The sequence below is a fragment of the Streptomyces sp. NPDC048523 genome (genome assembly GCF_043199815.1).
Taxonomy (GTDB): Bacteria; Actinomycetota; Actinomycetes; order Streptomycetales; family Streptomycetaceae; genus Streptomyces.
In genome coordinates this window covers 1,355,427-1,380,336 of record NZ_JBICWQ010000002.1, presented here as the reverse complement: position 1 = coordinate 1,380,336, position 24,910 = coordinate 1,355,427, and the positions used below count along the sequence as shown (strand labels likewise).

23 protein-coding genes, 2 tRNA genes and 1 pseudogene are annotated in these 24,910 nt (G+C 71.2%); 16 read left to right on the top strand and 10 right to left on the bottom strand.

Annotation, left to right across the window (positions count from 1 at the left end; genetic code table 11):
* The first annotated feature begins 123 nt into the window (after positions 1-123).
* Together ACGFWE_RS15385 and ACGFWE_RS15380 are read left to right on the top strand one after the other, a co-directional pair.
* Positions 124-1,539 carry an NAD-dependent malic enzyme gene (locus ACGFWE_RS15385; RefSeq protein ID WP_393600157.1) on the top strand — a complete coding sequence of 472 codons (1,416 nt, stop codon included), beginning with the start codon at positions 124-126 and terminating at the stop codon, positions 1,537-1,539.
* Between the two features lie 337 nt (positions 1,540-1,876).
* Entirely contained in the window at positions 1,877-2,158 is a 282-nt protein-coding gene (locus ACGFWE_RS15380; RefSeq protein ID WP_007382399.1) for an HU family DNA-binding protein, read from the top strand.
* A 510-nt stretch (positions 2,159-2,668) separates the two neighbouring features.
* On the opposite strand, the gene murA is transcribed toward ACGFWE_RS15380, so the two are convergent.
* Entirely contained in the window at positions 2,669-4,015 is a 1,347-nt protein-coding gene (murA, locus tag ACGFWE_RS15375; protein WP_352391143.1) for a UDP-N-acetylglucosamine 1-carboxyvinyltransferase, read from the bottom strand.
* A 253-nt stretch (positions 4,016-4,268) separates the two neighbouring features.
* Between murA and ACGFWE_RS15370 the strand changes: the two genes are divergently transcribed.
* The 9 genes from ACGFWE_RS15370 to ACGFWE_RS15330 all read left to right on the top strand — a co-directional run bounded on the left by ACGFWE_RS15370 (position 4,269) and on the right by ACGFWE_RS15330 (position 14,057).
* Entirely contained in the window at positions 4,269-4,841 is a 573-nt protein-coding gene (locus ACGFWE_RS15370; RefSeq protein ID WP_393600156.1) for a YqgE/AlgH family protein, read from the top strand.
* Between the two features lie 29 nt (positions 4,842-4,870).
* Complete coding sequence (locus tag ACGFWE_RS15365) at positions 4,871-5,149, top strand: DUF3039 domain-containing protein (RefSeq protein ID WP_123761082.1); 279 nt, start codon at positions 4,871-4,873, stop codon at positions 5,147-5,149.
* 171 nt (positions 5,150-5,320) lie between these two features.
* A complete protein-coding gene (locus ACGFWE_RS15360; RefSeq protein ID WP_393600155.1) occupies positions 5,321-6,952 on the top strand; it encodes a beta-N-acetylhexosaminidase in 1,632 nt (543 codons plus the stop codon).
* A 244-nt stretch (positions 6,953-7,196) separates the two neighbouring features.
* Positions 7,197-8,090 (top strand): FAD binding domain-containing protein, encoded by an 894-nt coding sequence (locus tag ACGFWE_RS15355; protein WP_352391146.1) that lies wholly within the window; start codon positions 7,197-7,199, stop codon positions 8,088-8,090.
* Positions 8,087-9,802, top strand: coding sequence for a 2Fe-2S iron-sulfur cluster-binding protein (locus ACGFWE_RS15350; protein ID WP_393600154.1), 1,716 nt, complete (start codon positions 8,087-8,089; stop codon positions 9,800-9,802). Before ACGFWE_RS15355 ends, ACGFWE_RS15350 begins: the two co-directional genes overlap by 4 nt.
* The gene (locus tag ACGFWE_RS15345) at positions 9,799-12,108 is read left to right on the top strand and encodes a xanthine dehydrogenase family protein molybdopterin-binding subunit (protein WP_393600153.1); all 2,310 of its coding nucleotides are present in this window, start codon (positions 9,799-9,801) and stop codon (positions 12,106-12,108) included. Before ACGFWE_RS15350 ends, ACGFWE_RS15345 begins: the two co-directional genes overlap by 4 nt.
* The gene (locus tag ACGFWE_RS15340; protein ID WP_330326124.1) at positions 12,105-12,233 is read left to right on the top strand and encodes a hypothetical protein; all 129 of its coding nucleotides are present in this window, start codon (positions 12,105-12,107) and stop codon (positions 12,231-12,233) included. Before ACGFWE_RS15345 ends, ACGFWE_RS15340 begins: the two co-directional genes overlap by 4 nt.
* Positions 12,233-12,766: an AAA family ATPase gene (locus ACGFWE_RS15335; RefSeq protein WP_352391149.1), complete on the top strand. Its 534-nt coding sequence runs from the start codon at positions 12,233-12,235 to the stop codon at positions 12,764-12,766. The genes ACGFWE_RS15340 and ACGFWE_RS15335 overlap by 1 nt, the downstream gene beginning before the upstream one ends.
* Before the next feature lie 133 nt (positions 12,767-12,899).
* On the top strand, positions 12,900-14,057 hold the full coding sequence (locus ACGFWE_RS15330; RefSeq protein ID WP_393600152.1) for an SUKH-4 family immunity protein: 1,158 nt from the start codon (positions 12,900-12,902) through the stop codon (positions 14,055-14,057).
* Here the strand turns inward: ACGFWE_RS15330 and ACGFWE_RS15325 are convergent.
* From ACGFWE_RS15325 to ACGFWE_RS15315, 3 genes are all read right to left on the bottom strand, one after another.
* On the bottom strand, positions 14,030-14,599 hold the full coding sequence (locus ACGFWE_RS15325) for an FABP family protein (protein ID WP_352391151.1): 570 nt from the start codon (positions 14,597-14,599) through the stop codon (positions 14,030-14,032). The two genes, ACGFWE_RS15330 and ACGFWE_RS15325, sit on opposite strands and share 28 nt — an antisense overlap.
* A 98-nt stretch (positions 14,600-14,697) precedes the next feature.
* A tRNA-Cys gene (locus tag ACGFWE_RS15320) sits at positions 14,698-14,769 on the bottom strand.
* Positions 14,770-14,793: 24 nt separating this feature from the next.
* Positions 14,794-14,892, bottom strand: a tRNA-OTHER gene (locus ACGFWE_RS15315).
* A gap of 185 nt (positions 14,893-15,077) precedes the next feature.
* On the opposite strand from ACGFWE_RS15315, the gene ACGFWE_RS15310 reads away from it, so the two are divergent.
* From ACGFWE_RS15310 to ACGFWE_RS15290, 5 genes and pseudogenes are all read left to right on the top strand, one after another.
* A complete protein-coding gene (locus ACGFWE_RS15310; RefSeq protein WP_393600151.1) occupies positions 15,078-16,544 on the top strand; it encodes an MFS transporter in 1,467 nt (488 codons plus the stop codon).
* 144 nt (positions 16,545-16,688) lie between these two features.
* The gene (locus ACGFWE_RS15305) at positions 16,689-18,479 is read left to right on the top strand and encodes a DEAD/DEAH box helicase (protein ID WP_393600150.1); all 1,791 of its coding nucleotides are present in this window, start codon (positions 16,689-16,691) and stop codon (positions 18,477-18,479) included.
* Positions 18,480-18,794: 315 nt separating this feature from the next.
* Entirely contained in the window at positions 18,795-19,436 is a 642-nt protein-coding gene (locus ACGFWE_RS15300; RefSeq protein WP_352391154.1) for a helix-turn-helix domain-containing protein, read from the top strand.
* A 152-nt stretch (positions 19,437-19,588) separates the two neighbouring features.
* A pseudogene (locus ACGFWE_RS15295) lies at positions 19,589-19,863 on the top strand (enolase C-terminal domain-like protein); the annotation flags it as partial.
* Between the two features lie 42 nt (positions 19,864-19,905).
* Positions 19,906-20,697, top strand: coding sequence for a S16 family serine protease (locus tag ACGFWE_RS15290; protein WP_393600149.1), 792 nt, complete (start codon positions 19,906-19,908; stop codon positions 20,695-20,697).
* Here ACGFWE_RS15290 and ACGFWE_RS15285 read toward each other — a convergent pair.
* From ACGFWE_RS15285 to ACGFWE_RS15260, 6 genes are all read right to left on the bottom strand, one after another.
* Positions 20,694-20,879 (bottom strand): hypothetical protein, encoded by a 186-nt coding sequence (locus tag ACGFWE_RS15285; RefSeq protein WP_393600148.1) that lies wholly within the window; start codon positions 20,877-20,879, stop codon positions 20,694-20,696. The two genes, ACGFWE_RS15290 and ACGFWE_RS15285, sit on opposite strands and share 4 nt — an antisense overlap.
* A gap of 11 nt (positions 20,880-20,890) precedes the next feature.
* Positions 20,891-21,463, bottom strand: a complete 573-nt coding sequence (locus tag ACGFWE_RS15280; RefSeq protein ID WP_393600147.1) for an ArsR/SmtB family transcription factor — start codon at positions 21,461-21,463, stop codon at positions 20,891-20,893.
* 72 nt (positions 21,464-21,535) lie between these two features.
* On the bottom strand, positions 21,536-22,342 hold the full coding sequence (locus ACGFWE_RS15275; protein ID WP_393600215.1) for an ABC transporter permease: 807 nt from the start codon (positions 22,340-22,342) through the stop codon (positions 21,536-21,538).
* A gap of 104 nt (positions 22,343-22,446) precedes the next feature.
* Positions 22,447-23,643, bottom strand: coding sequence for an ATP-binding cassette domain-containing protein (locus ACGFWE_RS15270; protein WP_393600146.1), 1,197 nt, complete (start codon positions 23,641-23,643; stop codon positions 22,447-22,449).
* Positions 23,636-24,283: an ABC transporter permease gene (locus ACGFWE_RS15265; RefSeq protein WP_393600145.1), complete on the bottom strand. Its 648-nt coding sequence runs from the start codon at positions 24,281-24,283 to the stop codon at positions 23,636-23,638. The genes ACGFWE_RS15270 and ACGFWE_RS15265 overlap by 8 nt, the downstream gene beginning before the upstream one ends.
* A 23-nt stretch (positions 24,284-24,306) precedes the next feature.
* Complete coding sequence (locus tag ACGFWE_RS15260; RefSeq protein ID WP_031041595.1) at positions 24,307-24,789, bottom strand: Lrp/AsnC family transcriptional regulator; 483 nt, start codon at positions 24,787-24,789, stop codon at positions 24,307-24,309.
* Positions 24,790-24,910 lie beyond the last annotated feature (121 nt).

Genomic DNA, 24,910 nt, shown 5'->3' with positions numbered 1-24,910 from the left:
GACGACTTCTGGACGGCTCCGTGAACACAAAGTCCGCAATCCGGCGCGGCTAACGCCTACTCATCAGTAGGTGCGACCATCGGACGGCAGCAGCGTCACAGGTGAAAGCAGAGGAAGTCGGCCATGGCAACGGCGCCCAGCGTCTCCTACTCGATTACGGTCCGGCTGGAGGTGCCCGCGAGCGGAACCGCGGTGTCCCAGATCACCACGGCCGTGGAGTCCCACGGAGGCTCGGTGACCGGCCTCGACGTGACCGCGTCCGGCCACGAGAAGCTCCGCATCGACGTCACCATCGCCGCCTCCTCCACCGCGCACGCCGACGAGATCGTCCAGCAGCTGCGCGGCATCGAGGGCGTCACGCTCGGCAAGGTCTCCGACCGTACGTTCCTGATGCACCTCGGCGGCAAGATCGAGATGCAGTCCAAGCACCCCATCCGCAACCGCGACGACCTCTCGATGATCTACACCCCGGGTGTCGCCCGCGTGTGCATGGCGATCGCCGAGAACCCCGAGGACGCCCGGCGCCTCACCATCAAGCGCAACTCCGTTGCGGTCGTGACGGACGGCTCGGCCGTGCTGGGCCTGGGCAACATCGGCCCCAAGGCCGCCCTCCCGGTCATGGAGGGCAAGGCGGCCCTGTTCAAGCGGTTCGCCGGCATCGACGCCTGGCCGCTGTGCCTGGACACCCAGGACACCGACGAGATCGTCGCGATCGTCAAGGCGATCGCCCCCGGCTTCGCGGGCATCAACCTCGAGGACATCTCCGCGCCCCGCTGCTTCGAGATCGAGGCCCGGCTGCGCGAGGCCCTCGACATCCCCGTCTTCCACGACGACCAGCACGGCACCGCGATCGTCGTGCTCGCCGCCCTGACGAACGCACTGCGCGTCACCGGCAAGGCGATCGAGGACATCCGGGTCGTCATGTCCGGCGCCGGCGCGGCCGGTACGGCCATCCTCAAGCTGCTCATCGCCGCGGGCGTCAAGAACGCCGTCGTCGCCGACATCCACGGCGTCGTGCACGCCGACCGCGAGGACCTCGTGGACGCCGCTCCGGGCTCGGCGCTGCGCTGGATCGCCGACAACACCAACGTCGAGAACCTGACCGGGACCCTGAAGGAGGCCGTCCGCGGCGCCGACGTCTTCATCGGTGTCTCGGCCCCCAACGTCCTGGACGGCACCGACGTGGCCGCCATGGCCGAGGGTGCGATCGTGTTCGCGCTCGCGAACCCCGACCCCGAGGTCGAGCCGGCGATCGCCCGTCAGACGGCGGCCGTCGTGGCCACCGGCCGCTCCGACTTCCCGAACCAGATCAACAACGTGCTGGTCTTCCCGGGTGTCTTCCGTGGCCTGCTGGACGCCCAGTCCCGCACGGTCAACACGGAGATGATGCTTGCTGCCGCGAAGGCTCTCGCGGATGTCGTCACCCCGGACGAGCTGAACCCGAACTACATCATCCCGAGCGTCTTCAACGACAAGGTCGCGGGCGCGGTCGCCGGTGCGGTGCGGGACGCGGCGAAGGCCGCCGGGGCGACGGTGTAGGGCCCGCGTCCGGTCTCACGGCCCCGCGTCTACAGTGGACGTCAGTGGACGTCGTATGTTTGTTCGGCTGTGAGGATTGCCACGGCGGTCCTCCGGCCCGGCGCGTCGCGGAACCGGGCACTTCGGGGCACCCTCTAGGGTGGCGCCACGCCCAGGCCTCTGTTCGTGTGACCCCCTAGGGTGTTCATACGAGTCCTACGGGTGCCGGATTGGCTTTCCCGCAGCAGGTAGGGGCAGGATGCGTCCCTGGGCGCGAGCGCATCGGCTTCGCTGTGCCTCGTGTGCGGCCCCGCCGCGTGGCACACCCCAACGGCAAGAAGAACACGGGAGTAACAACATGAACCGCAGTGAGCTGGTGGCCGCGCTGGCCGACCGCGCCGAGGTGACCCGCAAGGACGCCGACGCCGTTCTGGCCGCGTTCGCCGAGACCGTCGGCGAGATCGTCGCCAAGGGCGACGAGAAGGTCACCATCCCCGGCTTCCTGACCTTCGAGCGCACCCACCGTGCCGCTCGCACCGCGCGCAACCCGCAGACCGGTGACCCGATCCAGATCCCGGCCGGCTACAGCGTCAAGGTTTCGGCGGGCTCCAAGCTCAAGGAAGCCGCCAAGGGCAAGTAAGCGCTCCGCTTCGAGCGCCGGGTGACTGCGGGCCGTTCTTCGGCTGTCGGGACGTCCGTGGCCGGCCGCGCAGTTCCCCGCGCCCTTTGAGGACGCTCAGCACAACGCCGATGGGGCGGTCACCCGAGTCCGGGTGACCGCCCCATCGGCGTACGTACGACTGCTGCCGCGCTGTGTCTGCCCGGGGGCAGCCACCGGGTCCCGGCCCGGGCCGGGCCGCTCCCGGGCCGAACCGGGCGCCGAGGGCTCTGCCGGGCGGCTCCGCCTTGGCGCCCGGTTCGACGAGCTTCTGCATGCTGTGTCTGCCCGGGGGGGGCAGCCCCGGGCCCAGGCCGGAAGCGGCCGCTCCCGGGCCGGAATCAGGCGGCGGGGTCAGCCGAGGGCTTTGCCCGGCGGTTCCACCTTGGCGCCGAGCTCGACCAGCTTCTCTATGCTGTGTTCACCCGGGGGACGACCCCGGGCCCCCCTCCGAGTCCGGACGCGGCCCGGGCTCGGAGGGGCGGGCAGCGGTCAGCCGAGGGCTTTGCCCGGGAGTTCGACCTTCGCGCCCAGCTCCACGAGCTTCTCCATGAAGTTCTCGTAGCCGCGGTTGATGAGGTCGATGCCGTGCACCCGGGACGTGCCCTGGGCCGCCAGCGCCGCGATCAGGTACGAGAAGCCGCCGCGGAGGTCGGGGATGACCAGGTCGGCGCCCTGCAGCCGGGTGGGGCCGGAGACGACCGCCGAGTGCAGGAAGTTGCGCTGGCCGAAGCGGCAGTTCGAGCCGCCCAGGCACTCGCGGTAGAGCTGGATGTGTGCACCCATCTGGTTGAGCGCGGAGGTGAAACCGAGGCGGGACTCGTAGACCGTCTCGTGGATGATCGACAGGCCGGTGGCCTGCGTGAGGGCGACCACCAGCGGCTGCTGCCAGTCCGTCTGGAAGCCCGGGTGGACGTCCGTCTCCAGCGCGATGGACTTCAGCTGGCCGCCGGGGTGCCAGAACCGGATGCCCTCGTCGTCGATCTCGAAGGCACCGCCCACCTTCCGGTAGGTGTTCAGGAACGTCATCATCGAGCGCTGCTGGGCGCCCTTGACGTAGATGTTGCCCTCGGTCGCCAGCGCCGCGGACGCCCAGGAGGCGGCCTCCAGGCGGTCCGGCAGGGCACGGTGGTTGTAGCCGCCGAGCCGGTCCACACCCGTGACGCGGATGGTCCGGTCGGTGTCCATCGCGATGATGGCGCCCATCTTCTGCAGGACGCAGATGAGGTCCTCGATCTCCGGCTCCACCGCGGCGTTCGAGAGCTCGGTGACACCCTCGGCGAGGACCGCCGTCAGCAGCACCTGCTCGGTCGCGCCCACGGACGGGTACGGAAGCGTGATCTTCGTACCCCGGAGCCGCCGCGGCGCCTCCAGGTACTGCCCGTCCGCACGCTTCTCGATCGTCGCGCCGAACTGCCGCAGCACCTCGAAGTGGAAGTCGATCGGCCGGCCGCCGATGTCGCAGCCGCCGAGACCGGGGATGAAGGCGTGTCCCAGGCGGTGCAGCAGGGGACCGCACAGGAGGATCGGGATCCGCGAGGAACCCGCGTGGGCATCGATGTCAGCGACGTTGGCGCTCTCGACATGCGTCGGATCCATCACCAGCTCGCCCGGTTCCTCACCCGGACGGACCGTCACCCCGTGCAATTGCAGGAGGCCGCGTACGACCCGCACGTCACGGATGTCCGGAACGTTGCGCAGTCGACTCGGCTCGCTGCCCAGCAGGGCGGCGACCATGGCCTTCGGTACGAGGTTCTTCGCACCGCGGACCCGGATCTCGCCCTCCAGCGGGGTTCCGCCGTGGACAAGCAGTACATCGTCAGAGCCGTTGACGGTCATGTATCTCGCGTTCCGATGAGTCGGGCAGGGGCCAGAAGGGAAAGGGTAATCGCCGCCCACCCCCCTTCTGTAAGCCCAAGTGCCGCCCAGTCACGTCATAGCTCTGTCACAACACGAACCGCTAGCCCGCGGGCACATGCCGTCACGGGCGCCTGGCGTGCGCTTACGGCGCATGGTTGTGCTCTGAGCTGCGTCCCCTGCGGTAACGGCATTGCCGCCCCACTTCACGGGAAGATGCGGGATCATGTCTGGCATGACCGAGGTGTCCTCGCTCACAGGGCGGTTGCTCGTGGCAACGCCCGCCCTGGCGGACCCGAACTTCGACCGTGCGGTGGTGCTCCTTCTCGACCACGACGAGGAGGGCTCCCTCGGTGTCGTCCTCAACAGGCCCACCCCGGTGGACGTCGGCGACATCCTGGAGGGCTGGGCCGACCTCGCGGGCGAACCCGGCGTCGTCTTCCAGGGCGGCCCGGTCTCCCTGGACTCGGCCCTGGGGGTCGCCGTCATCCCCGGCGGCGGCGCCGTTAACGGGGCACCGCTGGGCTGGCGAAGAGTCCACGGCGCCATCGGACTGGTCGACCTGGAGGCCCCGCCCGAGCTGCTCGCCTCGGCCCTCGGCAGCCTGCGCATCTTCGCCGGTTACGCCGGCTGGGGCCCCGGCCAGCTGGAGGACGAGCTGGTCGAGGGCGCCTGGTACGTCGTCGAGTCGGAACCCGGCGATGTCTCCTGCCCGGCCCCTGAGAGACTCTGGCGCGAGGTCCTGCGCCGCCAGCGCAACGAACTCGCGATGGTGGCCACATATCCGGACGACCCTTCGCTCAACTGATCCATGTGAGCTTCAGTACTCTTGGGCGTATGAGCACTCTCGAGCCCGAGCGCGGGACTGGTACGGGGACCCTCGTCGAGCCCACGCCGCAGACTTCCCACGGCGACGGCGACCACGAGCGCTTCGCCCATTACGTCCAGAAGGACAAGATCATGGCGAGCGCCCTCGACGGGACTCCCGTCGTGGCGCTGTGCGGCAAGGTGTGGGTACCCGGCCGCGATCCCAAGAAGTACCCCGTGTGCCCCATGTGCAAGGAGATCTACGAGTCCATGGGTTCCGGGGACGACGACAAGGGCGGCGACAAGTAGGACGTCCGCAGGGCCGCCGCTCGGCTGAGCTTCGCGAGGCCCCCGGGGCGCGCTCTGTGCGGCCCGGGGGCCTTCGCGTGTCGTTCGTCGTCGGCGACACTTCGCAGCCGACGCTGGTACTCGTACAGCGACGCCCGGCCCCGGGGCCGGGCGGAGCGGTCAAGGACTGATGTGAGCTCAGTGATTCCGGCGCCGTCGAGCGTCGTCAGCCCCGGCGGGCCGGTGTTCGTCCTCGACGAGCACACCGGGATCGAGGCCGGTCCCGGTGCCGGACGCGTGGCCCACTGGCTGCGCACGACGGTCGGCGCGGCGACGGGCCTGCCGCTGGAGCCGTACGTCTCCGGCGGGCGCCGCGTCCTGCTGCGGATCACGCCGCTCCTCGCCGACGAACTCGGAAGCCCCGAGGCGTACCGCCTCACCGTGGACGAACACGCGGTCGTCATCGACGGGGCGAGCCCGCAGGGCCTGTTCTACGGCGCCCAGACCTTCCGTCAGCTGCTCGGCCCCGCCGCCTTCCGTCGCGCCCCCGTCACCTCCGGGCGCGTCTGGGACGTGCAGCCGGTCGTCATCAGCGACTCCCCCCGGTTCCGCTGGCGCGGCCTCATGCTCGACGTGGCCCGGCACTTCATGCCCAAGGACGGAGTCCTGCGCTACCTGGATCTGATGGCCGCGCACAAACTCAACGTCCTCCACTTCCACTTGACGGACGACCAGGGCTGGCGGATCGAGATCAAGAGGTACCCCCGGCTCACCGAGGTGGGCTCATGGCGGGCGCGTACCAAATTCGGCCACGGGGCCTCGCCGTTGTGGGAGGAGAAGCCGCACGGTGGCTTCTACACCCAGGACGACATCCGGGAGATCGTCGCCTACGCGGCCGAACGGCACATCACCGTCGTCCCCGAGATCGACGTACCCGGACACTCGCAGGCCGCCATCGCCGCGTACCCGGAACTCGGCAACACCGATGTCGTCGACACGTCCTCCCTCACGGTCTGGGACAGCTGGGGCATCTCCTTGAACGTACTCGCCCCCACTGACAACACCCTGCGCTTCTACGAGGGAGTCTTCGAGGAAGTGCTGGAGCTGTTCCCCGGCGAGTTCCTTCACATCGGCGGCGACGAATGCGCCAAGGAGCAGTGGCGGGAGTCGCCCCTCGTCCAGGCCCGGATCGAGGAACTCGGGCTAGCGGACGAGGACGAGTTGCAGTCCTGGTTCATCGGACACTTCGACAAGTGGCTCTCCGCGCGCGGGCGCAGGCTCATCGGCTGGGACGAGATCCTGGAGGGCGGGCTCGCCGAGGGGGCGGCCGTCTCCTCGTGGCGCGGCTACGAGGGCGGGATCGCCGCCGCACGCTCCGGCCACGACGTCGTCATGTGCCCCGAGCAGTACGTGTATCTGGACTACCGGCAGGACGCGGGCGCGGACGAGCCGGTGCCCATCGCCTACGTCCGCACCCTGGAGGACGTCTATCGGTTCGAGCCCGTTCCACCGGAGTTGACGCCCGAGGAGACCGCGCACGTCCTGGGCACGCAGGCCAACCTGTGGACCGAGGTGATGGAGGATCACGCGCGCGTGGACTACCAGGCGTTCCCGCGGCTCGTGGCCCTCGCCGAGGTGGCCTGGAGCGCTCTTCCCGCCCCCGGGGAACGGGATTTCGCCGGCTTCGAGCGGCGGATGGCCGCGCACTACGGAGTGCTCGACGCCCTGGGCGTCGGCTACCGGCCGCCCACGGGACCGCTGCCGTGGCAGAAACGGCCCGGTGTGCTCGGCCGGCCCCTCGAGGGAACGCCCCCGAACAGGTAGCGGAAAAAGCCCCCAAGGGTCACCGAAGAGTGTCAATCGCCATGTGCGGGCGATCCTGTACGAAAACGGACCATCTCCCTGACGGGGTGGGCGAATGCCGCCGAACGCCTCCTAGCGGACCCCTGTCTTCGGGTGTTGCGAAGATGTGCCAGAGTTGCCACGTCCGCCCTGTCAGCACGTACCGTACGGCGAACACAGGCAGGGCCGGCAGGACCAGGTGGGGCAGCGGGAAGGGGTAGCCGGTTTGACCACGCACACACCGCAGGCGGCGCAGGCCGTCACGCTGCCCACGACGCTGGACGAGGCCGTGGCGGCCCTCACCGCCATGCCCGCCGCCGTGCCGGTCGCCGGTGGCACCGACCTGATGGCCGCCGTCAACTCCGGGCAGCTCAGACCCGCCGCTCTCGTCGGCCTCGGCCGCATCAGCGAGATCCGCGGCTGGCAGTACCAGGACGGACACGCCCTGCTCGGCGCGGGGCTCACGCACGCGCGGATGGGCCGCCCCGACTTCGCCGCCCTCATCCCCGCCCTCGCGGCCGCCGCCCGCGCCGCCGGTCCGCCGCACATCCGCAACGCGGGCACCCTGGGCGGCAACATCGCCTCGGCGGCACCCACGGGCGACGCGCTGCCCGTCCTCGCCGCCCTCGAAGCCACGCTGATCATCGCGGGCCCGGACGGGGCCCGCCGGGAGATGCCGGTCTCGCACCTGCTGGCCGGCATGGAGATGCTGCGCGCCGGCGAACTCATCGGCTACGTGCGCGTGCCGCTGCTGCACGCCCCGCAGGTCTTCCTCAAGGTCACCGGCCGTACCGGCCCGGGCCGCGCGATGGCCTCCGTGGCGCTGGTCCTGGACCCGGCCCGGCGCGGGGTCAGGTGCGCCGTCGGCGCCATAGCGCCGATGCCGCTGCGGCCCCTGGACGCCGAGCAGTGGGTGGCCCGGCTCATCGACTGGGACAACAACCGCGCGATCGTCCCGGAGGCCCTGGAGGCCTTCGGCGAGTACGTGTCCGCGGCCTGCATCCCCGACCCGGCACCGGCCCCGGACGGCTCCGTGCCGCAGCATCCGCCCGCAGTACTGCACCTGCGGCGCACCGTCGCCGCGCTGGCCCGACGAGCACTGGGGAGGGCACTGTCATGACCGACGACCAGCACGGAGAGGGCACGCCCCGGGCCGCAGGCCGCTGGGACCCGCTGCCCCAGGGTGACTACGACGACGGCGCGACCGCCTTCGTGAAGCTCCCCGAAGGGGGCATCGACGCCCTCCTGGCCTCCGCCGACAGCCCGCTCGCCGCGCCCGGTCACGGCTATGTGCCGCCGCAGATAACGGCCTCGCAGGGCGAGGGGACCGATCCGGCGGGCGCGGGCGGCTGGGCGATGCCGGCCGAGAGCGCGCAGTGGCCCGACCCGAGCATCCTGCCGCAGGGCCACACCGGGCAGTTCACGTACAACCCCGCGACCACCCAGCAGTGGCAGGTCGAGGACACCCCGGCGGCCCCGGCCCCCGGGCACGACGTCACCGGCCAGTGGTCGATCCCCGTGGCCGGCGGCGACCTCCCGGACGAATCGGGCGAGTTCACCACGTCGTCCCTGGTCGAGCAGTGGGGCGGCACCCCTCCGGCGACCCTGCCGGGCGGCGCGTCCGCGCCCTGGGCGACACAGCCGGCGCAGCCGTGGGCGGACCAGCCCCAGGACGGCCTCGGAGCGGGACCCGAGCACGGCGGGCCGGCCGGGGAACAGCACGCGCACGTGCCGCACGGTGACGGACACGGCGGCTTCGATGGCGGTCACGGCGACCCGGCCGATGACGCCCTGCGGCGGTCCGAGCCCGACGAGGCGTCCCACGAGGTGTCCCAGGAGGCGGCCCAGGACTCCGCGCAGCCGCATGCCGACACCAACGGCCACGGCATCGGTCTCGCCGAGCCGCACGGCACGGCCCAGTCCCACGACCCCGCCGAGTCCTACGCCGACGGCCCCTCCGCAACCGCCTCACGGCTCTCTCCCGGCCCCGGTGAGGCATTTGCGCCCGCAGGCCTCGCCGAGACCGCCGAGGAGGCCGTAGAAGCCGCTGACGGCCCCGCCGAGTCCGGTGCGGAGCACGCTCCGGCCGACGGCGGCGACGAACAGGGTCCGGAGGCCGCGGAGGAGCACGCGAGCGACTCCGACGAGAACCCCGACGACCCGGCGCCCGCGCCCTCCGGCGAGGAACACCCCCTCGCCTCCTACGTCCTGCGCGTCAACGGCGTCGACCGCCCCGTCACCGACGCCTGGATCGGCGAGTCGCTGCTCTACGTGCTGCGCGAACGGCTCGGACTCGCCGGTGCCAAGGACGGCTGCTCGCAGGGCGAGTGCGGGGCCTGCAACGTCCAGGTCGACGGACGGCTCGTCGCCTCCTGCCTGGTGCCCGCCGTGACCGCCGCCGGCAGCGAGGTCCGTACAGTCGAGGGCCTCGCCGAGGACGGCCGGCCCTCCGACGTGCAGCGGGCGCTCGCCCGTTGCGGCGCCGTGCAGTGCGGGTTCTGCGTGCCCGGCATGGCGATGACCGTGCACGACCTGCTGGAGGGCAACCCCGCGCCCACCGAGCTGGAGACCCGCCAGGCGCTGTGCGGCAACCTCTGCCGCTGCTCCGGCTACCGGGGCGTCGTCGATGCCGTCAAGGAGGTCGTCGCCGAGCGCGATGCCCACGCGACGGGCGACGGTGAGACGGACGGCGACGGGGCACGTATTCCCCACCAGGCGGGCCCCGGGGCCGGAGGCGTCCACCCGTCGGCGTTCGACTCCCCGGGCTTCCCGAACGCCTCCGGACCGCATGAGCAGGCATACGGACACGGACAGGACGGAGGCCAGGCGTGAGCAACGAAGCCGCCACCGCGACCACCGCCGCGGAGGCAGCACCCGCCCCCGAGCCGATTCCGCACGGCATCGGCGTCTCCCTGCCGCCCGCCGACGCGCGCGCCAAGACCGAGGGCACCTTCCCCTACGCGGCCGACCTGTGGGCCGAGGGTCTGCTGTGGGCGGCCGTACTGCGCTCCCCGCACGCGCATGCGCGCATCGTGTCCATCGACACCTCCCACGCGCGTGAGATGCCCGGAGTCCGCGCGGTCGTCACCCACGAGGACGTGCCCGGCAGCCCGGTGCACGGCCGCGGCAGGGCCGACCGACCGGTCTTCGCCTCCGAGGTGGTACGACACCACGGCGAGCCCATCGCGGCCGTCGCCGCCGACCATCCCGACACCGCGCGCATGGCCGCGGCCGCCGTCATCGTCGAGTACGAGATCCTCGACCCGGTCACCGACCCGGAGCAGTCCTTCGAGGCCGCACCGCTGCACCCCGACGGCAACCTGTTCCGGCACATCCCGCTCCAGCACGGCGACCCCTCCGCGACCGGCGAGATCGTCGTCGAGGGCCAGTACCGCATCGGCCGCCAGGACCCCGCCCCCGTCGGCGCCGAGGCCGGCCTCGCCGTGCCCCGCCCCGACGGCGGTGTCGAGCTCTACCTCGCCTCCACCGACCCGCACGCCGACCGCGACACGGCCGCCGCCTGCTACGGCCTCGAACCCGAGCGCGTCAAGGTCGTCGTCACCGGCGTCCCCGGCGCCACCGCCGACCGCGAGGATCAGGGCTTCCAGCTCCCGCTCGGCCTGCTCGCGCTCAAGACGCAGTGCCCGGTGAAGCTGACCGCCACGCGCGAGGAGTCCTTCCTGGGCCACGTGCACCGGCATCCCACCCTGCTCCGCTACCGCCACCACGCCGACGCCGACGGCAAGCTGGTCAAGGTCGAGGCGCAGATCCTGCTCGACGCGGGCGCCTACGCCGACACCTCCTCGGAGGCCCTGGCCGCCGCCGTGGGCTTCGCCTGCGGGCCGTACGTCGTCCCGAACGCCTTCATCGAGGGCTGGGCCGTGCGCACCAACAACCCGCCCTCCGGCCATGTCCGCGGCGAGGGCGCGATGCAGGTGTGCGCCGCCTACGAGGCGCAGATGGACAAGCTGGCCAAAAGGCTGGGCGTCGACCCGGCGGAACTGCGCCTGCGCAACGCCCTCGCCACCGGTGACGTACTCCCGACCGGTCAGACGGTGACCTGCCCGGCCCCGGTCGCCGAACTGCTCCAGGCGGTACGGGACTTCCCGCTGCCCGAGCTGCCCAAGGACACCCCCGAGGACGAGTGGCTGCTGCCCGGCGGCCCCGAGGGCGCGGGCGAACCGGGCGCGATCCGCAGGGGCGTCGGCTACGGCCTCGGCATGGTGCACATGCTGGGCGCGGAGGGCGCGGACGAGGTCTCCACCGCGACCGTACGGGTCCAGGACGGCGTCGCCACCGTGCTCTGCGCGGCCGTCGAGACCGGCCAGGGCTTCACCACGCTGGCCCGCCAGATCGTCCAGGAGACGCTCGGCATCGACGAGGTCCATGTGGCCCCCGTCGACACCGACCAGCCCCCGGCGGGCCCGGGCTGCCGCGGCCGCCACACCTGGGTCTCGGGCGGGGCGGTGGAGCGCGCGGCCAAGATGGTCCGCACCCAGCTCCTCCAGCCCCTGGCGCACAAGTTCGGCATGTCCACCGAGCTGCTCCAGATCACCGACGGCAAGATCACCTCGTACGACGGCGTCCTGTCGACGACCGTCACCGAGGCCATGGACGGCAAGGAACTGTGGGCGACGGCCCAGTGCCGGCCGCACCCGACGGAGCCCCTCAACGAGATCGGCCAGGGCGACGCCTTCGTCGGGATGGCGTTCTGTGCGATCCGCGCGGTGGTCGACGTCGACATCGAGCTCGGCTCGGTCCGCGTGGTCGAGCTGGCGCTCGCCCAGGACGTGGGCCGGATCCTCAACCCGGCCCAGCTGGAGGCCCGTATCGAAGCGGGCGTCACCCAGGGCGTCGGGATAGCGCTCACGGAGAACCTGCGCAGCGCGCGCGGGCTGATCCGCCACCCCGACCTCACCGGGTACGCCCTGCCGACGGCCCTGGACGCGCCGGAGATCCGGATCGTCAAGCTCGTCGAGGAGCGGGACGTGGTCGCCCCGTTCGGTGCCAAGGCGGCCAGCGCGGTGCCGGTGGTCACGTCACCGGCGGCGGTCGCCTCGGCCGTACGGGCCGCGACGGGCCGTCCCGTCAACCGGCTGCCGATCCGCCCGCAGGCCGCGGTGGTGACGGACCGATGAGCGCTCCCGGCCAGGAACCGCGCGAGTACGAACCGCCGCCCGGACTGGGCAAGTTGGCGCTGTGGATCCTGTTGTTCGTGGTGGCGGCGGTCGTGGTCGTGGTGGGCGGCGTGTACTTCGCGTGATGCGCGGAGTCGTGTTGGTGACCGGTGTGATGGCGGCCGGGAAGTCGACGGTCGCTCAGGCGCTCGCGGAGCGGTTGCCGAGAGCGGCGCACGTGCGCGGGGACGTGTTCCGGCGGATGATCGTGTCCGGACGCGAGGAGTACGTGCCCGGCGCCACCGGCGAGGCCTCCGCTCAACTCCATCTGCGGTACCGGCTGTCGGCCGCGACGGCGGACGCGTACGCCGAGGCCGGGTTCACGGCCGTCGTCCAGGACGTGGTACTGGGCGAGGACCTGACGGCGTACGCCGGTCTGGTCCGGACCCGGCCGCTGTACGTCGTCGTCCTGGCCCCGGACGCGGGGACGGTGGCCGCGCGGGAGGCGGGCCGGACAAAGACGGGCTACGACGACGCGACCTGGACGATCCCCGCCCTGGACGAGGCGCTGCGGGCGTCGACACCGCCGGTCGGCCTCTGGCTGGACACCTCCCGACTGACCCCGGCACAGACGGTGGACGCGATTCTCGCGGGGCGGGAACGCGCGCGGGTGCTCTGACGTCTCCCTGGTACGGGGGCGTTGTCAGTGGTGACGCGTAGTGTTTCGAGCAGTGGGGGACGAGCGCAGCCCCGACGGGTTCGCCGTGCCGTGCCCGGCCGGTGGACTGCGTACGAAGCACACGGGGGAAGCCATGAGCACGACCGATGCCGCCGTAGCGGCGATCAGACTGACCGAGGACGAACTGCAGCCGTACATCTCACATGTGTCGACCCGCCGCTGGCTCAGCGGCCCCGGACTCCCGGGCGACAGCGACCTGTTCACCTTCGAGGAACTGCGCAGGGAGGGCCTGCGGACGGTGGCGGACGCGACGGCCGACGCGGGAGGACGGCTCAGCGAGGAACTGCGCGGCCAGCTGGTGATAGGAGGACTCACGGACCTGCACGGCAGGGAGACGGAGTCGGTCCTGCTCGACGGGGTCACGGGCGAGGTCTCGACGACGGCGTTCTTCCACGCCCGCCCCGACCTGATGGGCCGCACCCCTCTGGCCCCCTCTCTCCCCACCCTGGTCCGCTTCGCGACGGCCACGGACGAACTGACGGAGGTGCGCGGCCAGTTCGCCGCCTACGCCGGCCGCTTCGGCCCTACGGCCGTGGAGGACGCGACGCGCCAGCTGCTGACGGTGTTCGAGGAGGGCACGGGCGGCGATGTGCCGACGTTCTGGAAGATCGCGGCCCTGATCCGTCCCCTGGCCCTGGTGGCGGGCCCCGGCACGGCCTCCGGTCTGGCCGTGGACCTTCCGCCGCGTCTCCTGGACCAGGAGTTCGGCCGCAGCCATGTCGTCCGCTTCGAGGACGTCGACTTCCCGTCCACGCTCACGCACGCCCCGACCCGCCGTTTCCTGGCGGAGACGGGCCTGCCCGAGGACGGCGTCCTCTTCCACACCGACCCCGACGCCCCGCTCCCGACCCTCGCGGAGCACCGGCCCGACGAGTTGGTCCCCCTCCCGCCCCGCGCCGACCACCTGATCGTCCTCGGTCACCTGATCGAGGACAACACCCTGGTCGTCGACGGCGAGACGGGCGGAGTCCTGAACTGGAGCGAGCGCGAGGGAACGCTCCACCCCCTGAACACCGACATCTCCACCCTCGCCTTCACCCTCTGGCTCCTGCACCGGGAGCGCCGGATAGACGAGTCACTCGCCCACGAGCTGACGAACACGCTGTACGTCCAGGTCGCCAAGACGATGATCCGGGCCCTGTCCACCATCGACCCCACGGGCACGACGACGGACGCGGACTGGCACTACTGGACGGAGCTGTTTCAGGACGAGGCGGGCGGGGTGCTCTGACCGTCCGCGCGGTGCAGGGTCGCCGAGAGGTGGTGCTGCAGGGGCTGCCCGACCGCGGCGAGGTCGTGGACGAAGTCAAGAGTGCCGGCGTCGGCGAGGGTGTAGCGGCGGCGGGTGGCGGTCACTTCCTTGGCGGTCGGGGTCAGCGCCACCGTGTGCGTGGAGAGATCGACCGCGCCCCCTCCCACCTGCCCGACCAGGATCTCGGTGATGCCGGTGGGCTGGGTTACCAGCGCCTCCACCCGGCCCTCCGGCTGGACCCGCCACCACCCGCTCTCCCGCGCCGCGGGCCTCAGCGGCGCCCCGTCCCCGTCGAGCAGCCAGGCCCGGGCCTCGTACCGGAGAAAGGGCCGGCCGTCATGACTGAAGCGGACTTCCTGCGCGTACACGAAGTCACCGTCGAGCGTCGGATACCCGCCTCGCCCCCGACCGCGCCACACCCCCAGAAACCCGAGCACGGGCTCGAGCAGCGGATGAGGAGCAGGCGCCTGATCCGCCCCCAGCGCATCGGAAAAGGGAGGCTCCGCAACACTCTCGACCACGCCCGCACTCCTCACTGACGGCCACTACCGACCGCAAGCGTAGGACGCGGAACAGCGGTAGGGGCGGCACCTTGAGGATGCCGCCCCTACTCCTACGGAGGCCGTGGCGGGAATCGAACCCGCGTAACTCGCTTTGCAGGCGAGTCCCTGAACCACTCGGGCACACGGCCATCACCGAGTTCGGTCGTGTCCCCCTGCCGTGACGGGAATCGAACCTGCGTAACTCCCCGCGAGCGGAGCTCGCTGATGGATGCAGCGCAGGCGAGTCCCTGAACCACTCGGGCACACGGCCGGGGTAACTCGGTGACTTGACCGTACGGGGCTGTGGGGAGTGGTTCAAGGGAGCCGTGGGGGCCGCAACGCGACTGCCATACGCCGTTCATGAACGGAAGGGGCGGTGGTCGTACGACCAAGGTCTCAGGGTGGGGCGGGCTTTCGACAGGGGCCAACGGGGGCTGTGGCCCTTACTCTGGCGGGCATGGCTGTGCTGGAACCGCGTGACGCCGGTGTCACCGATGACCCTGAGGTCCTGTCCGTCGATGAGGTGGCGGAGGGGGTGCTGGGGCGTTCGTACCGGGCGCTCAGTATCGGCATCGTGTCCGTCGTGCTGCTCATCGCCTTCGAGGCCACGGCTGTCGGTACCGCCATGCCCGTTGCCGCGCGGGAGTTGGACGGGGTCGCGCTCTACGCGTTCGCGTTCTCCGGGTACTTCACCACCAGCCTGTTCGGGATGGTGCTGGCCGGGCAGTGGGCGGACCGGCGGGGGCCGCTCGGGGCGTTGACCGCCGGGATCGCCGGGTTCGGAGCCGGGTTGTTGTTGTCCGGGACCGCCGGCGCGATGTGGCTGTTCATTCTCGGGCGGGCCGTGCAGGGGTTCGGGGGCGGGCTGGTCATCGTGGCGTTGTATGTCGTCGTCGGGCGGGCCTATCCGGAGCGGCTGCGCCCCGCGATCATGGCGGCGTTCGCGGCGGGCTGGGTGGTGCCGTCGATCGTGGGCCCGCTCGCTGCCGGGGCGGTGACCGAGCACCTCGGGTGGCGGTGGGTGTTCGTCGGGATTCCGGTGCTGGTGGTCTTTCCGCTGGTGCTCGCCCTTCCGCAGATACGGCGGCGGGCGGCCGGACCGGTGGACGGCGGGGCCCCCGGCGCCATCGACCGGCGCCGCATCCGGCTCGCCCTCGGGATCTCGCTGGGCGCCGGGCTCCTCCAGTACGCCGCCCAGGATCTGCGCCCCCTCTCCCTGCTTCCCGGCCTCGCGGGCGTCGCCCTGCTCGTGCCGGCCGTGCTCGGGCTGCTCCCGCGCGGGACGTACCGGGCGGCGCGCGGGCTGCCCTCCGTCGTGCTGTTGCGCGGGGTCGCCGCGGGGTCCTTCGTCGCCGCCGAGTCCTTCGTGCCGTTGATGCTGGTCACCCAGCGGGGGCTGTCGCCGACGCTGGCCGGGTTCTCGCTCGCGGCGGGCGGCGGTACGTGGGCGCTGGGGTCGTGGGTGCAGTCCCGGGCGCGGGTGGAGCCGTACCGGGAACGGCTGATGACCGGGGGGATGGTGCTGGTCGCGGCCGCGATCGCCGCCGCGCCGAGTGTGCTGATCCACTCCGTGCCCGTGTGGATCGTCGCCGTCGCCTGGGGCTTCGGCTGTTTTGGGATGGGGCTGGTGATCTCCTCGACCAGTGTGCTTCTGCTGCATCTCTCCGCCCCCGAGGAGGCCGGCACCAACTCCGCCTCCCTCCAGATCTCCGACGGCCTCGCCAACGCCGTCCTGCTGGCGGCAGGGGGTGCGGCCTTCGCGGCGCTGGGCGGCGGCACGGTGAGCCATACGGCGACGGAGGCGTCCGGCTCCCATCCGGCCGCGTTCGCCGTGGTGTTCCTGCCGATGGCGGGGGTGGCGTTGGTGGGGGCGTGGGTGACGACCCGGCTGCACGCCACAACGCGACCGTGCTGGACGGAATGACTGTGACCTCGGTCCCACCCATCGCCGACCCGGCCCCGTCCGGACGTTGACGTCGTCGGCCCGCCGGTAAGGTGACCCGGTCGTCATACACAGCCCAAGACGCCGCCGAAGACATCGCCGAGCCGCTCGACCCCGACGGAGACCGTGACTACCACCGCCGCCTCCTCCCACCACCTTTCCCCCGCCTTCCCCGGCCGGGCCCCCTGGGGTACCGCCAGCAAGCTGCGTGCCTGGCAGCAAGGGGCGTTGGACAAGTACGTCCAGGAGCAGCCGCGTGACTTCCTGGCCGTCGCCACCCCGGGCGCGGGCAAGACGACCTTCGCCCTCACCCTCGCCTCCTGGCTGCTGCACCACCATGTCGTGCAGCAGGTGACGGTCGTCGCGCCGACCGAGCATCTGAAGAAGCAGTGGGCGGAAGCGGCCGCGCGGATAGGGATCAAGCTGGATCCCGAGTACAGCGCCGGGCCGCTCGGCAAGGACTACCACGGCGTCGCCGTCACCTACGCGGGTGTGGGCGTACGGCCCATGCTCCACCGCAACCGGGTCGAGCAGCGCAAGACCCTCGTCATCCTCGACGAGATCCACCACGCCGGTGACTCCAAGTCCTGGGGCGAGGCGTGCCTGGAGGCCTTCGAGCCCGCCACCCGCCGGCTCGCGCTCACCGGTACGCCCTTCCGGTCCGACACCAATCCCATCCCCTTCGTCACGTACGAGGAGGGCAACGACGGCATCCGGCGGTCGGCCGCCGACTACACCTACGGCTACGGCAACGCGCTCGCCGATCACGTCGTGCGGCCCGTCATCTTCCTCTCCTACAGCGGCCAGATGCGGTGGCGGACCAAGGCCGGCGACGAGATCGCCGCGCGGCTCGGCGAGCCGATGACCAAGGACGCGATCAGCCAGGCCTGGCGTACGGCGCTCGACCCGCGCGGTGAGTGGATGCCGAGCGTGCTGCGCGCCGCCGACCAGCGGCTGACCGAGGTCAGGAAGGCCATCCCGGACGCCGGTGCCCTCGTCATCGCCTCCGACCAGGACTCGGCCCGGGCGTACGCGAAGCTCATCCGGGAGATCACCGGGTCCAAGGCGACCCTCGTGCTCTCCGACGACGCCGGAGCGTCCAAGCGGATCGACGACTTCAGCCAGAGCAACGACCGGTGGATGGTCGCTGTCCGCATGGTGTCCGAGGGCGTCGACGTCCCGAGGCTGGCGGTCGGCGTCTACGCCACCACCATCTCGACGCCACTCTTCTTCGCCCAGGCCGTCGGCCGTTTCGTACGCTCCCGGCGACGCGGCGAGACCGCCTCCGTCTTCCTCCCGACCGTCCCCGATCTCCTCACCTTCGCCAACGAGATGGAGGTGGAGCGGGACCACGCCCTCGACAAGCCGAAGAAGGAGGGCGAGGAGGACCCGTACGCCGAGTCCGAGAAGGAGATGGAGGAGGCGAACAAGGAGGAGGACGAGGACACCGGCGAGCAGGAGCAGTTCGCCTTCGAGGCGCTGGAGTCCGAGGCCGTCTTCGACCGCGTCCTCTACGACGGCGCCGAGTTCGGCATGCAGGCCCACCCGGGCAGCGAGGAGGAGCAGGACTACCTCGGGATCCCGGGACTGCTGGAACCCGATCAGGTGCAGCTGCTGCTCCAGAAGCGGCAGGCCCGGCAGATCGCGCACAGCCGCAAGAAGCCCGACGCCGAGGCGGACCTGCTGGAGCTGCCCGCCGAGCGGCGGCCCGTCGTCTCGCACAAGGAGATGATGGAGCTGCGCAAGCAGCTCAACACCATGGTCAGCGCGTACGTCCACCAGAGCGGCAAGCCCCACGGCGTGATCCACACCGAGCTGCGCCGGGTGTGCGGCGGACCGCCGAGCGCCGAGGCCACGGCCGGGCAGCTGCGGCAGCGGATCGCCAAGGTGCAGGAGTGGGCCACCCGGATGCGGTGACGTGGGGCGCCTGTCACCTCGTGGCGCGGACCGTACGTATCGGGACCGTACGTATCAGGACAAACGGAGTGGTCCGTACCGGCTACTGCCCGGATTCTGGACGGAGGCTTCCGCTGAGCGAACCCGCTTCGCTACTGTCCCGCTACGCACACGCCCCGTGGCAGCGCCGCCGCGGAGCGCAGCCGTGAAGCGACGCGGCCCGGTAAGAGACCGGGCCGCCGGCCGATCGGCGGCCTCTGAAGCGCGTCACTGACGGGACTCCGTGACGCACCTGCCGCGAGGCTGCCGACCTCACCACTTGGAGGAGTGGGCGTCGTGACCGCGGAGACCTCTCAGACGCTTGACCGGGGACTACGTGTCCTCAAGCTCCTGGCCGACACGGACCACGGGCTCACCGTCACCGAGCTTTCCACCAAACTGGGCGTGAACCGGACCGTGGTGTACCGGTTGCTGGCCACGCTGGAGCAGCACGCCCTCGTACGGCGTGATCTCGGCGGGCGTGCCCGGGTGGGGCTCGGTGTGCTGCGCCTCGGACGGCAGGTGCATCCGCTGGTACGGGAGGCCGCACTGCCCGCGCTGCGCTCGCTTGCGGAGGACATCGGGGCGACGGCCCACCTCACGTTGGTGGACGGCGCCGAGGCGCTGGCCGTGGCCGTTGTGGAGCCCTCGTGGACGGACTATCACGTGGCCTACCGGGCCGGGTTCCGGCATCCGCTGGACCGGGGTGCCGCTGGGCGGGCGATTCTCGCCGCGCGGCAGCAGGGGTTCGGGGAGCCGGGTTACCTGCTGACGCACGGGGAACTGGAAGCCGGCGCGAGTGGGGCGGCCGCGCCTTTGCTCGGGGTCACCGGGGTGGAGGGCAGCGTCGGGGTCGTGATGCTGGCGGACGCGGTGCCGGAACGGGTGGGGCCGCGGGTGGTGGACGCGGCGCGGGAGGTCGCGGAGGCGCTGCGCTGAGCTGAGCGGTGCGGGTTCGTGTATCGCCGGGAAGATCTTCGACCGCGGGTCCGGTGGGGGCTGGTCGCGCCCGCGCGGCGGTAGCCGCACATCGACACAGCCCCGCGCCCCTGGGTGGGTGCGACAGGACGCCGTCCCCCAGTGCGGGCAGCGTGACCCGCGCGCACGGCGTGCCGGTGTGGTGCGGCGGCATGCTGGAGACAGGAATCGGCCGCGCCCCGAACCTCGCCCTGGCCGCCCTGCCCGGCTTCACCCTCCCCGGCGACACCTCGGCCTCCGCCCGCTACTTCGCCGAGGACATCACCGAGCCGTTCGTCCTGGAGGACGGCCACCTGCCGGTGCCGCGGAGGCCCGGCATCGGCGTGCACCGCTGCCCGACGTCCTACGGCGCTTCACGCGCGCGAGACGGGATCTGTACCGGGGCTGACCGGCTCGTGGCCGGAAGTGACCGCCGCGTTAGATTGACCCCGTGCTCTCTCGCCTCACGCGCCCCCAGGCCGTCGCCGTCTGTGCCCTGCCCGTCGTGACGTTGATCGCCACGGCCCTCTTCGCGCCGCTGCCCTTCGCGCTGGCGCAGCCCGGGATGACGGCGAACGTCCTCGGCAAGAACGAGGGCGCGGCGGTGATCACGATCTCCGGGGCGAAGACGCGTACGACGAGCGGGCAGCTGCGGATGACGACCATCGTGGCGACCGGGCCCGACACGCATGTCTCGCTCGGCGACATTCTCGACAGCTGGTTCCGCACCGACCAGGCCGTCATGCCCCACGACGCGGTCTACCCGAGCGGGCAGAGCGTCAAGGAGATCGAGAAGCACAACACCGCGCAGATGAAGGAGTCCCAGGACGCGGCGACCCAGGCGGCCCTCGGCTACCTCAAGCTCAGCGACGACAAGGTCAAGGTCACGCTGAAGCTCGCCGACGTCGGGGGGCCTAGCGCGGGACTGCTGTTCACCCTGGGGATCATCGACAAGCTCGACGGTGACGGCGCCGGGGGCGATCTCACGGGCGGCCGCATCATCGCCGGGACCGGCACGATCGACGCGGACGGCGCGGTCGGCGCGGTGGGTGGCGTGGCCCTGAAGACACAGGCCGCGAAGCGGGACGGGGCGACGGTGTTCCTGGTCCCCGAGGACGAGTGCTCCGACGCGAGGGCGGAACTGCCGAAGGGGCTGCGGCTGATTCCGGTGACGTCCCTGAAGGGGGCGGTGAGCGCGCTGACCGCGCTGGAGTCGGGTAAGGGGTCCGTCCCCACCTGCTAGTGAGCGAAGGCAGGCCTCCTCGGGGAAGCCAGCCGGAGCCCGACCTCCACCAGGGTCCAGCCGAGCCGGGTCCTGATGGCGTACGGCTGCTTGGCCTGCGCGGCGAGCCGGTGGGCGTCGGCCTCGGCGCGGAGGGCGGCGGCGCGGAGGCGGTGGACGGCGAGGTGGGTCTCGGGGTGCATGGCGGGTCCTTTCAGTCCGTGGCGACGGGGAAGGCGTGGGTGTGGATGCGTACCTGGGCCGCGTTGTCCTCGGTGGTGGACCGGTCGCGGTAGGAGTCGACCAAGGCGTGCATCTTCTCGATGAGTTCCTTGGTCAGTTCCGGGGTCAGCTGTAGCGTCGCGCTGCTCATGTCCCAGACGCGGTTCCACTCCTCGGGCCAGGTGGCGCGGTCGCCCAGCCAGTTGGAGAGGTTCTGGATCTGGGCGGTGGCGACCTCGTGGAGGTACATGTCGGCGGCTCCGCGCACGGCCGGATCGCTGTCTGTGAGCAGGGCGTCGTCGAAGCTCAGCCCCTTGTGGACCGCCTTCCACCAGCGCTCCCGGCCCTTGCCGCGCTCCGGGGCGTCCTCCACGAAACCGTGTGCGGCCAGCTGGCGCAGGTGGTAGCTGGTGGCGCCGCTCGACTCGCCCAGTTTCTCGGCGAGTTGGGAGGCGGTGGCGGGTCCGCCGTGGCGCAGGGCGTCCAGCAGCTGCATCCGCAGGGGATGGGCCAGCCCGCGCAGTGAACGGGCGTCGAGTTTCCGTACGTTGGGCTCTTCCGGCATGCGTACAAAGATAGCGTTGCAAAGATTCCTTTGCAACGGTTCTTTGTAACTCCATCGAACGAAGGTCGACCTCTACGTCCCCACCCCCAACCCCCGTGGCCGCACCAGCAGTTCCGCCAGTGAGGCCAGCCAGTCGAGCAGTAGGGCGAGCGTTACCGTGAGGATCGAGCCCAGCATCAGGACCGGCATGCGCTGGTCGGTGATGCCGGTCGTGATCAGGACGCCGAGGCCGCCGCCTCCGCCGAAGGTCGCCAGGGTCGCCGTACCGACGTCGAGGACCAGGGCCGTGCGGACGCCCGCGAGGATCAGGGGGACGGCCAGCGGGAGTTCGACGTGGGTCAGGACTCCCAGCGGGGTCATGCCGATGCCCCGCGCCGCCTCCAGCAGGGTCGGGTCGTTGCCCTTCAGGCCCGCGATCGTGTTCGACAGGACCGGCAGGACGGCGTAGGTGATCATGCCGATCAGGACGGCCTTCGTGCCCGTGCCCAGCCAGATCACCAGCAGGGCCAGCAGGCCGATCACCGGGGTCGCCCGGCCTGTGTGGGCGACCGCCGTCACCACCGGACTCGCCTTCCTGAAGGCCTCGCGGGTCAGCACGATTCCCAGCGGGATCGCGAGGAGCAGCACGAAGAAGGTCGAGATCACCGTCAGCTTCACGTGCTGCCACAGGGCCTTGGACACCTGCCCGTTCGACAGCGTGTTCGCGGAGAGCGGGTCCAGGTCGGCCTGCGCGAACCACAGCCAGGTCGCGAGCAGGACGGCGATGAGGAACGCGGGCAGGAAGGTCAGCTTCTGCCAGGTCACGTGAGGCCGGGGCGAGGTAGCTGGTCGAAGAGGAGCCGCCCTCTCAGCCGCACTCGGCGTCTCCACGGGCTCCAGAGTCTCCGCCGGCTCAGCAGTCTCCTCCCGCTGCGGAGTCTCCGCCGACCCCAACGTTTCCGCAGGCCCCAGAGTCTCCTCCAGTTCCGTAGTCTCAGAAGCCGTCACGCTTTCCGCACCCCTTCGCCGGCACCCTCCCGCTCCGCGGCCTCGAAACGGTCGGCCTCCAACAGCTCGTGCACGCAGTTCATGAGCGTCTCCATGTCGACGACCCCCGTGTACTCACCGTGCCGCCCGGTCACCGCGACCCGCCCCGCGCTGTCGGTCATCACGGCCCCCAGCGCGTCCCGCAAGGTCGCGTCCCCGGGCACCGTGTCGCTCACCGGCGTCCCGGCCCGCGCCAGCGACCCCTTCGCCCGCATCAGGTCGCCGCGCCTGAGCCACTTGTAGGGCCGTCCGCGCCTGTCGAGCAGCAGGATCTCGTTCGTCCCGCTGCCCCGGAGCCTGTTGAAGATCTCCTGGAGGGGGTCGTCGACGCGCACCGTCGGATAGTCCGTGAGCACCACATCCCGCACCCGGGTGAGGTTCAGCCGCTTCAGGGCCGCTCCGCCGCCGACGAACCCGGACACGAAGTGGTCGGCCGGGTTGGCCAGGATCGCCTCGGGGGTGTCGAACTGGGCGATGTGGAAGCGTTCGCGCAGCACGACGATCCGGTCACCCAGCTTGATCGCCTCGTCGAAGTCATCGGTGACGAAGACGATCGTCTTGCGCGGCTCGCGCTGGAGCCGGAGCAGCTCGTCCTGGAGACGGTCACGGGTGATCGGGTCGACCGCGCCGAACGGCTCGTCCATCAGCAGGACCGGCGGATCGGCGGCGAGCGCCCTCGCCACGCCCACCCGCTGCTGCTGGCCGCCGGAGAGCCGGCGCGGATAGCGGCCGTGGAACTCGCGGGGGTCCAGCCCGACGAGGTCGAGCAGTTCCTCCACCCGGTCCTCGATCCGGCCCTTCCCCCAGCCGATCATCCTCGGTACGAGCGCGATGTTCTGCGCGACCGTCATGTGCGGGAAGAGCCCGGCCGACCGGATGGCGTAACCCACCTTGCGGCGCAGCTTGACCGGGTCGATGTCGGTCACGTCCTCACCGTTGATCCGGATGCGTCCACCGGTCGGCTCGATCAACCTGTTGATCATCTTGAGCGTTGTGGACTTACCGCATCCGGACGGCCCCACGAAGACGACGGTCTCGCCCGCCCTGATGTCCAGGGTGACGTTGTCGACGGCGGGCTGCGGGCTGCCGGGATACCTCTTGGTCAGGTTCTCCAGCTCGATGGACGCACCCGAGGTGCCGGACGACTCAGACACGGATCCCCCTCGGAATCGTCAGTCGTCCGATCAGGACGTACGCGGCGTCGAACAGCAGGGCGAGGACGATGATCCCGAGCGTGCCCGCGAGCACCTGGTTGAGCGCGTTCTCGCTGCCCGGCGAGGCGATGCCGCGGAAGATCTCCTTGCCGAGGCCGGGCCCGGAGGCGTACGCGGCGATCGCGGCGATGCCCATCAGCATCTGCGTCGAGACCCGGATCCCGGCCAGGATCGGCGGCCAGGCGAGCGGCAGCTCGACCCGCGCCAGGCGCGTCACCCGGGACATCCCGATGCCCTGGGCCGCGTCCACCAGGGACGGGTCGATTCCGCGCAGGCCCACGATCGCGTTGCGGACGATCGGCAGCAGCCCGTACAGGGTCAGGGCGATCACCGTGGGCGGTACGCCCAGGCCCACGGCCGGGATGAGCAGACCGATCATGGCCAGCGAGGGGGCGGTCAAGATCGTCGAGGTGGCCGTGGTGGCGAGGTTGCCCGCCCACTCGCTCCGACAGGCCACGACACCGATCAGCACGCCGATCGCCGTCGCCACGACCATGCACTGGAGGACGACGCTCGCATGCTGGTAGGCGTCCGTGAGCAGCTGCTGGTGACGGTCGCCGAGGTACTCCCAGAAGGTCACACCCGCTCACCCCAGTGGCTAGGTCACTCCCGAAGGGCCGGATCCTCCGCCGCCTGCTCCACCAGCGGGATGATCCGCAGCGGAACGGGATTCTCCATGACGATCGCGGTGGCGGCCCGGACGATCCCATCGAAACCGACAACCCGGTCGATCACACGTTGGAGATCGGCGTTGGAGCGGGCCACGAGGCGGCACAGCATGTCCCCGCTGCCGGTGGTGGTGTGCAGCTCCAGTACCTCCGGCACGGTCGCCAAGTGCGCCCGTACGTCGGCCCCTTGCCCCTGCCGGATCTGGAGCGTGGCGAACGCGGTCACCGGGTAGCCGAGCGCCGCCGGATCGACCTGCGGACCGAACCCCCGGATGACTCCGTTCGACTGAAGCCGGTCCAGGCGCGCCTGCACGGTCCCCCGGGCCACCCCCAGCCGCCGGGACATCTCCAGCACCCCGATCCGCGGCTCGCGCGCGAGGAGCACGATGATCCGCCCGTCCAGTGCGTCGATCCCCACAGCAGCCTCCCGGAGAGATGGTCATCATGTACAGAAGGGTCGCCGACCCGGCCGTATCGCTGAGCATATTGTCCAGTGAATGCGCGAACTATTGCGCACCTTGCAGTGCGGAGCCAGGCTT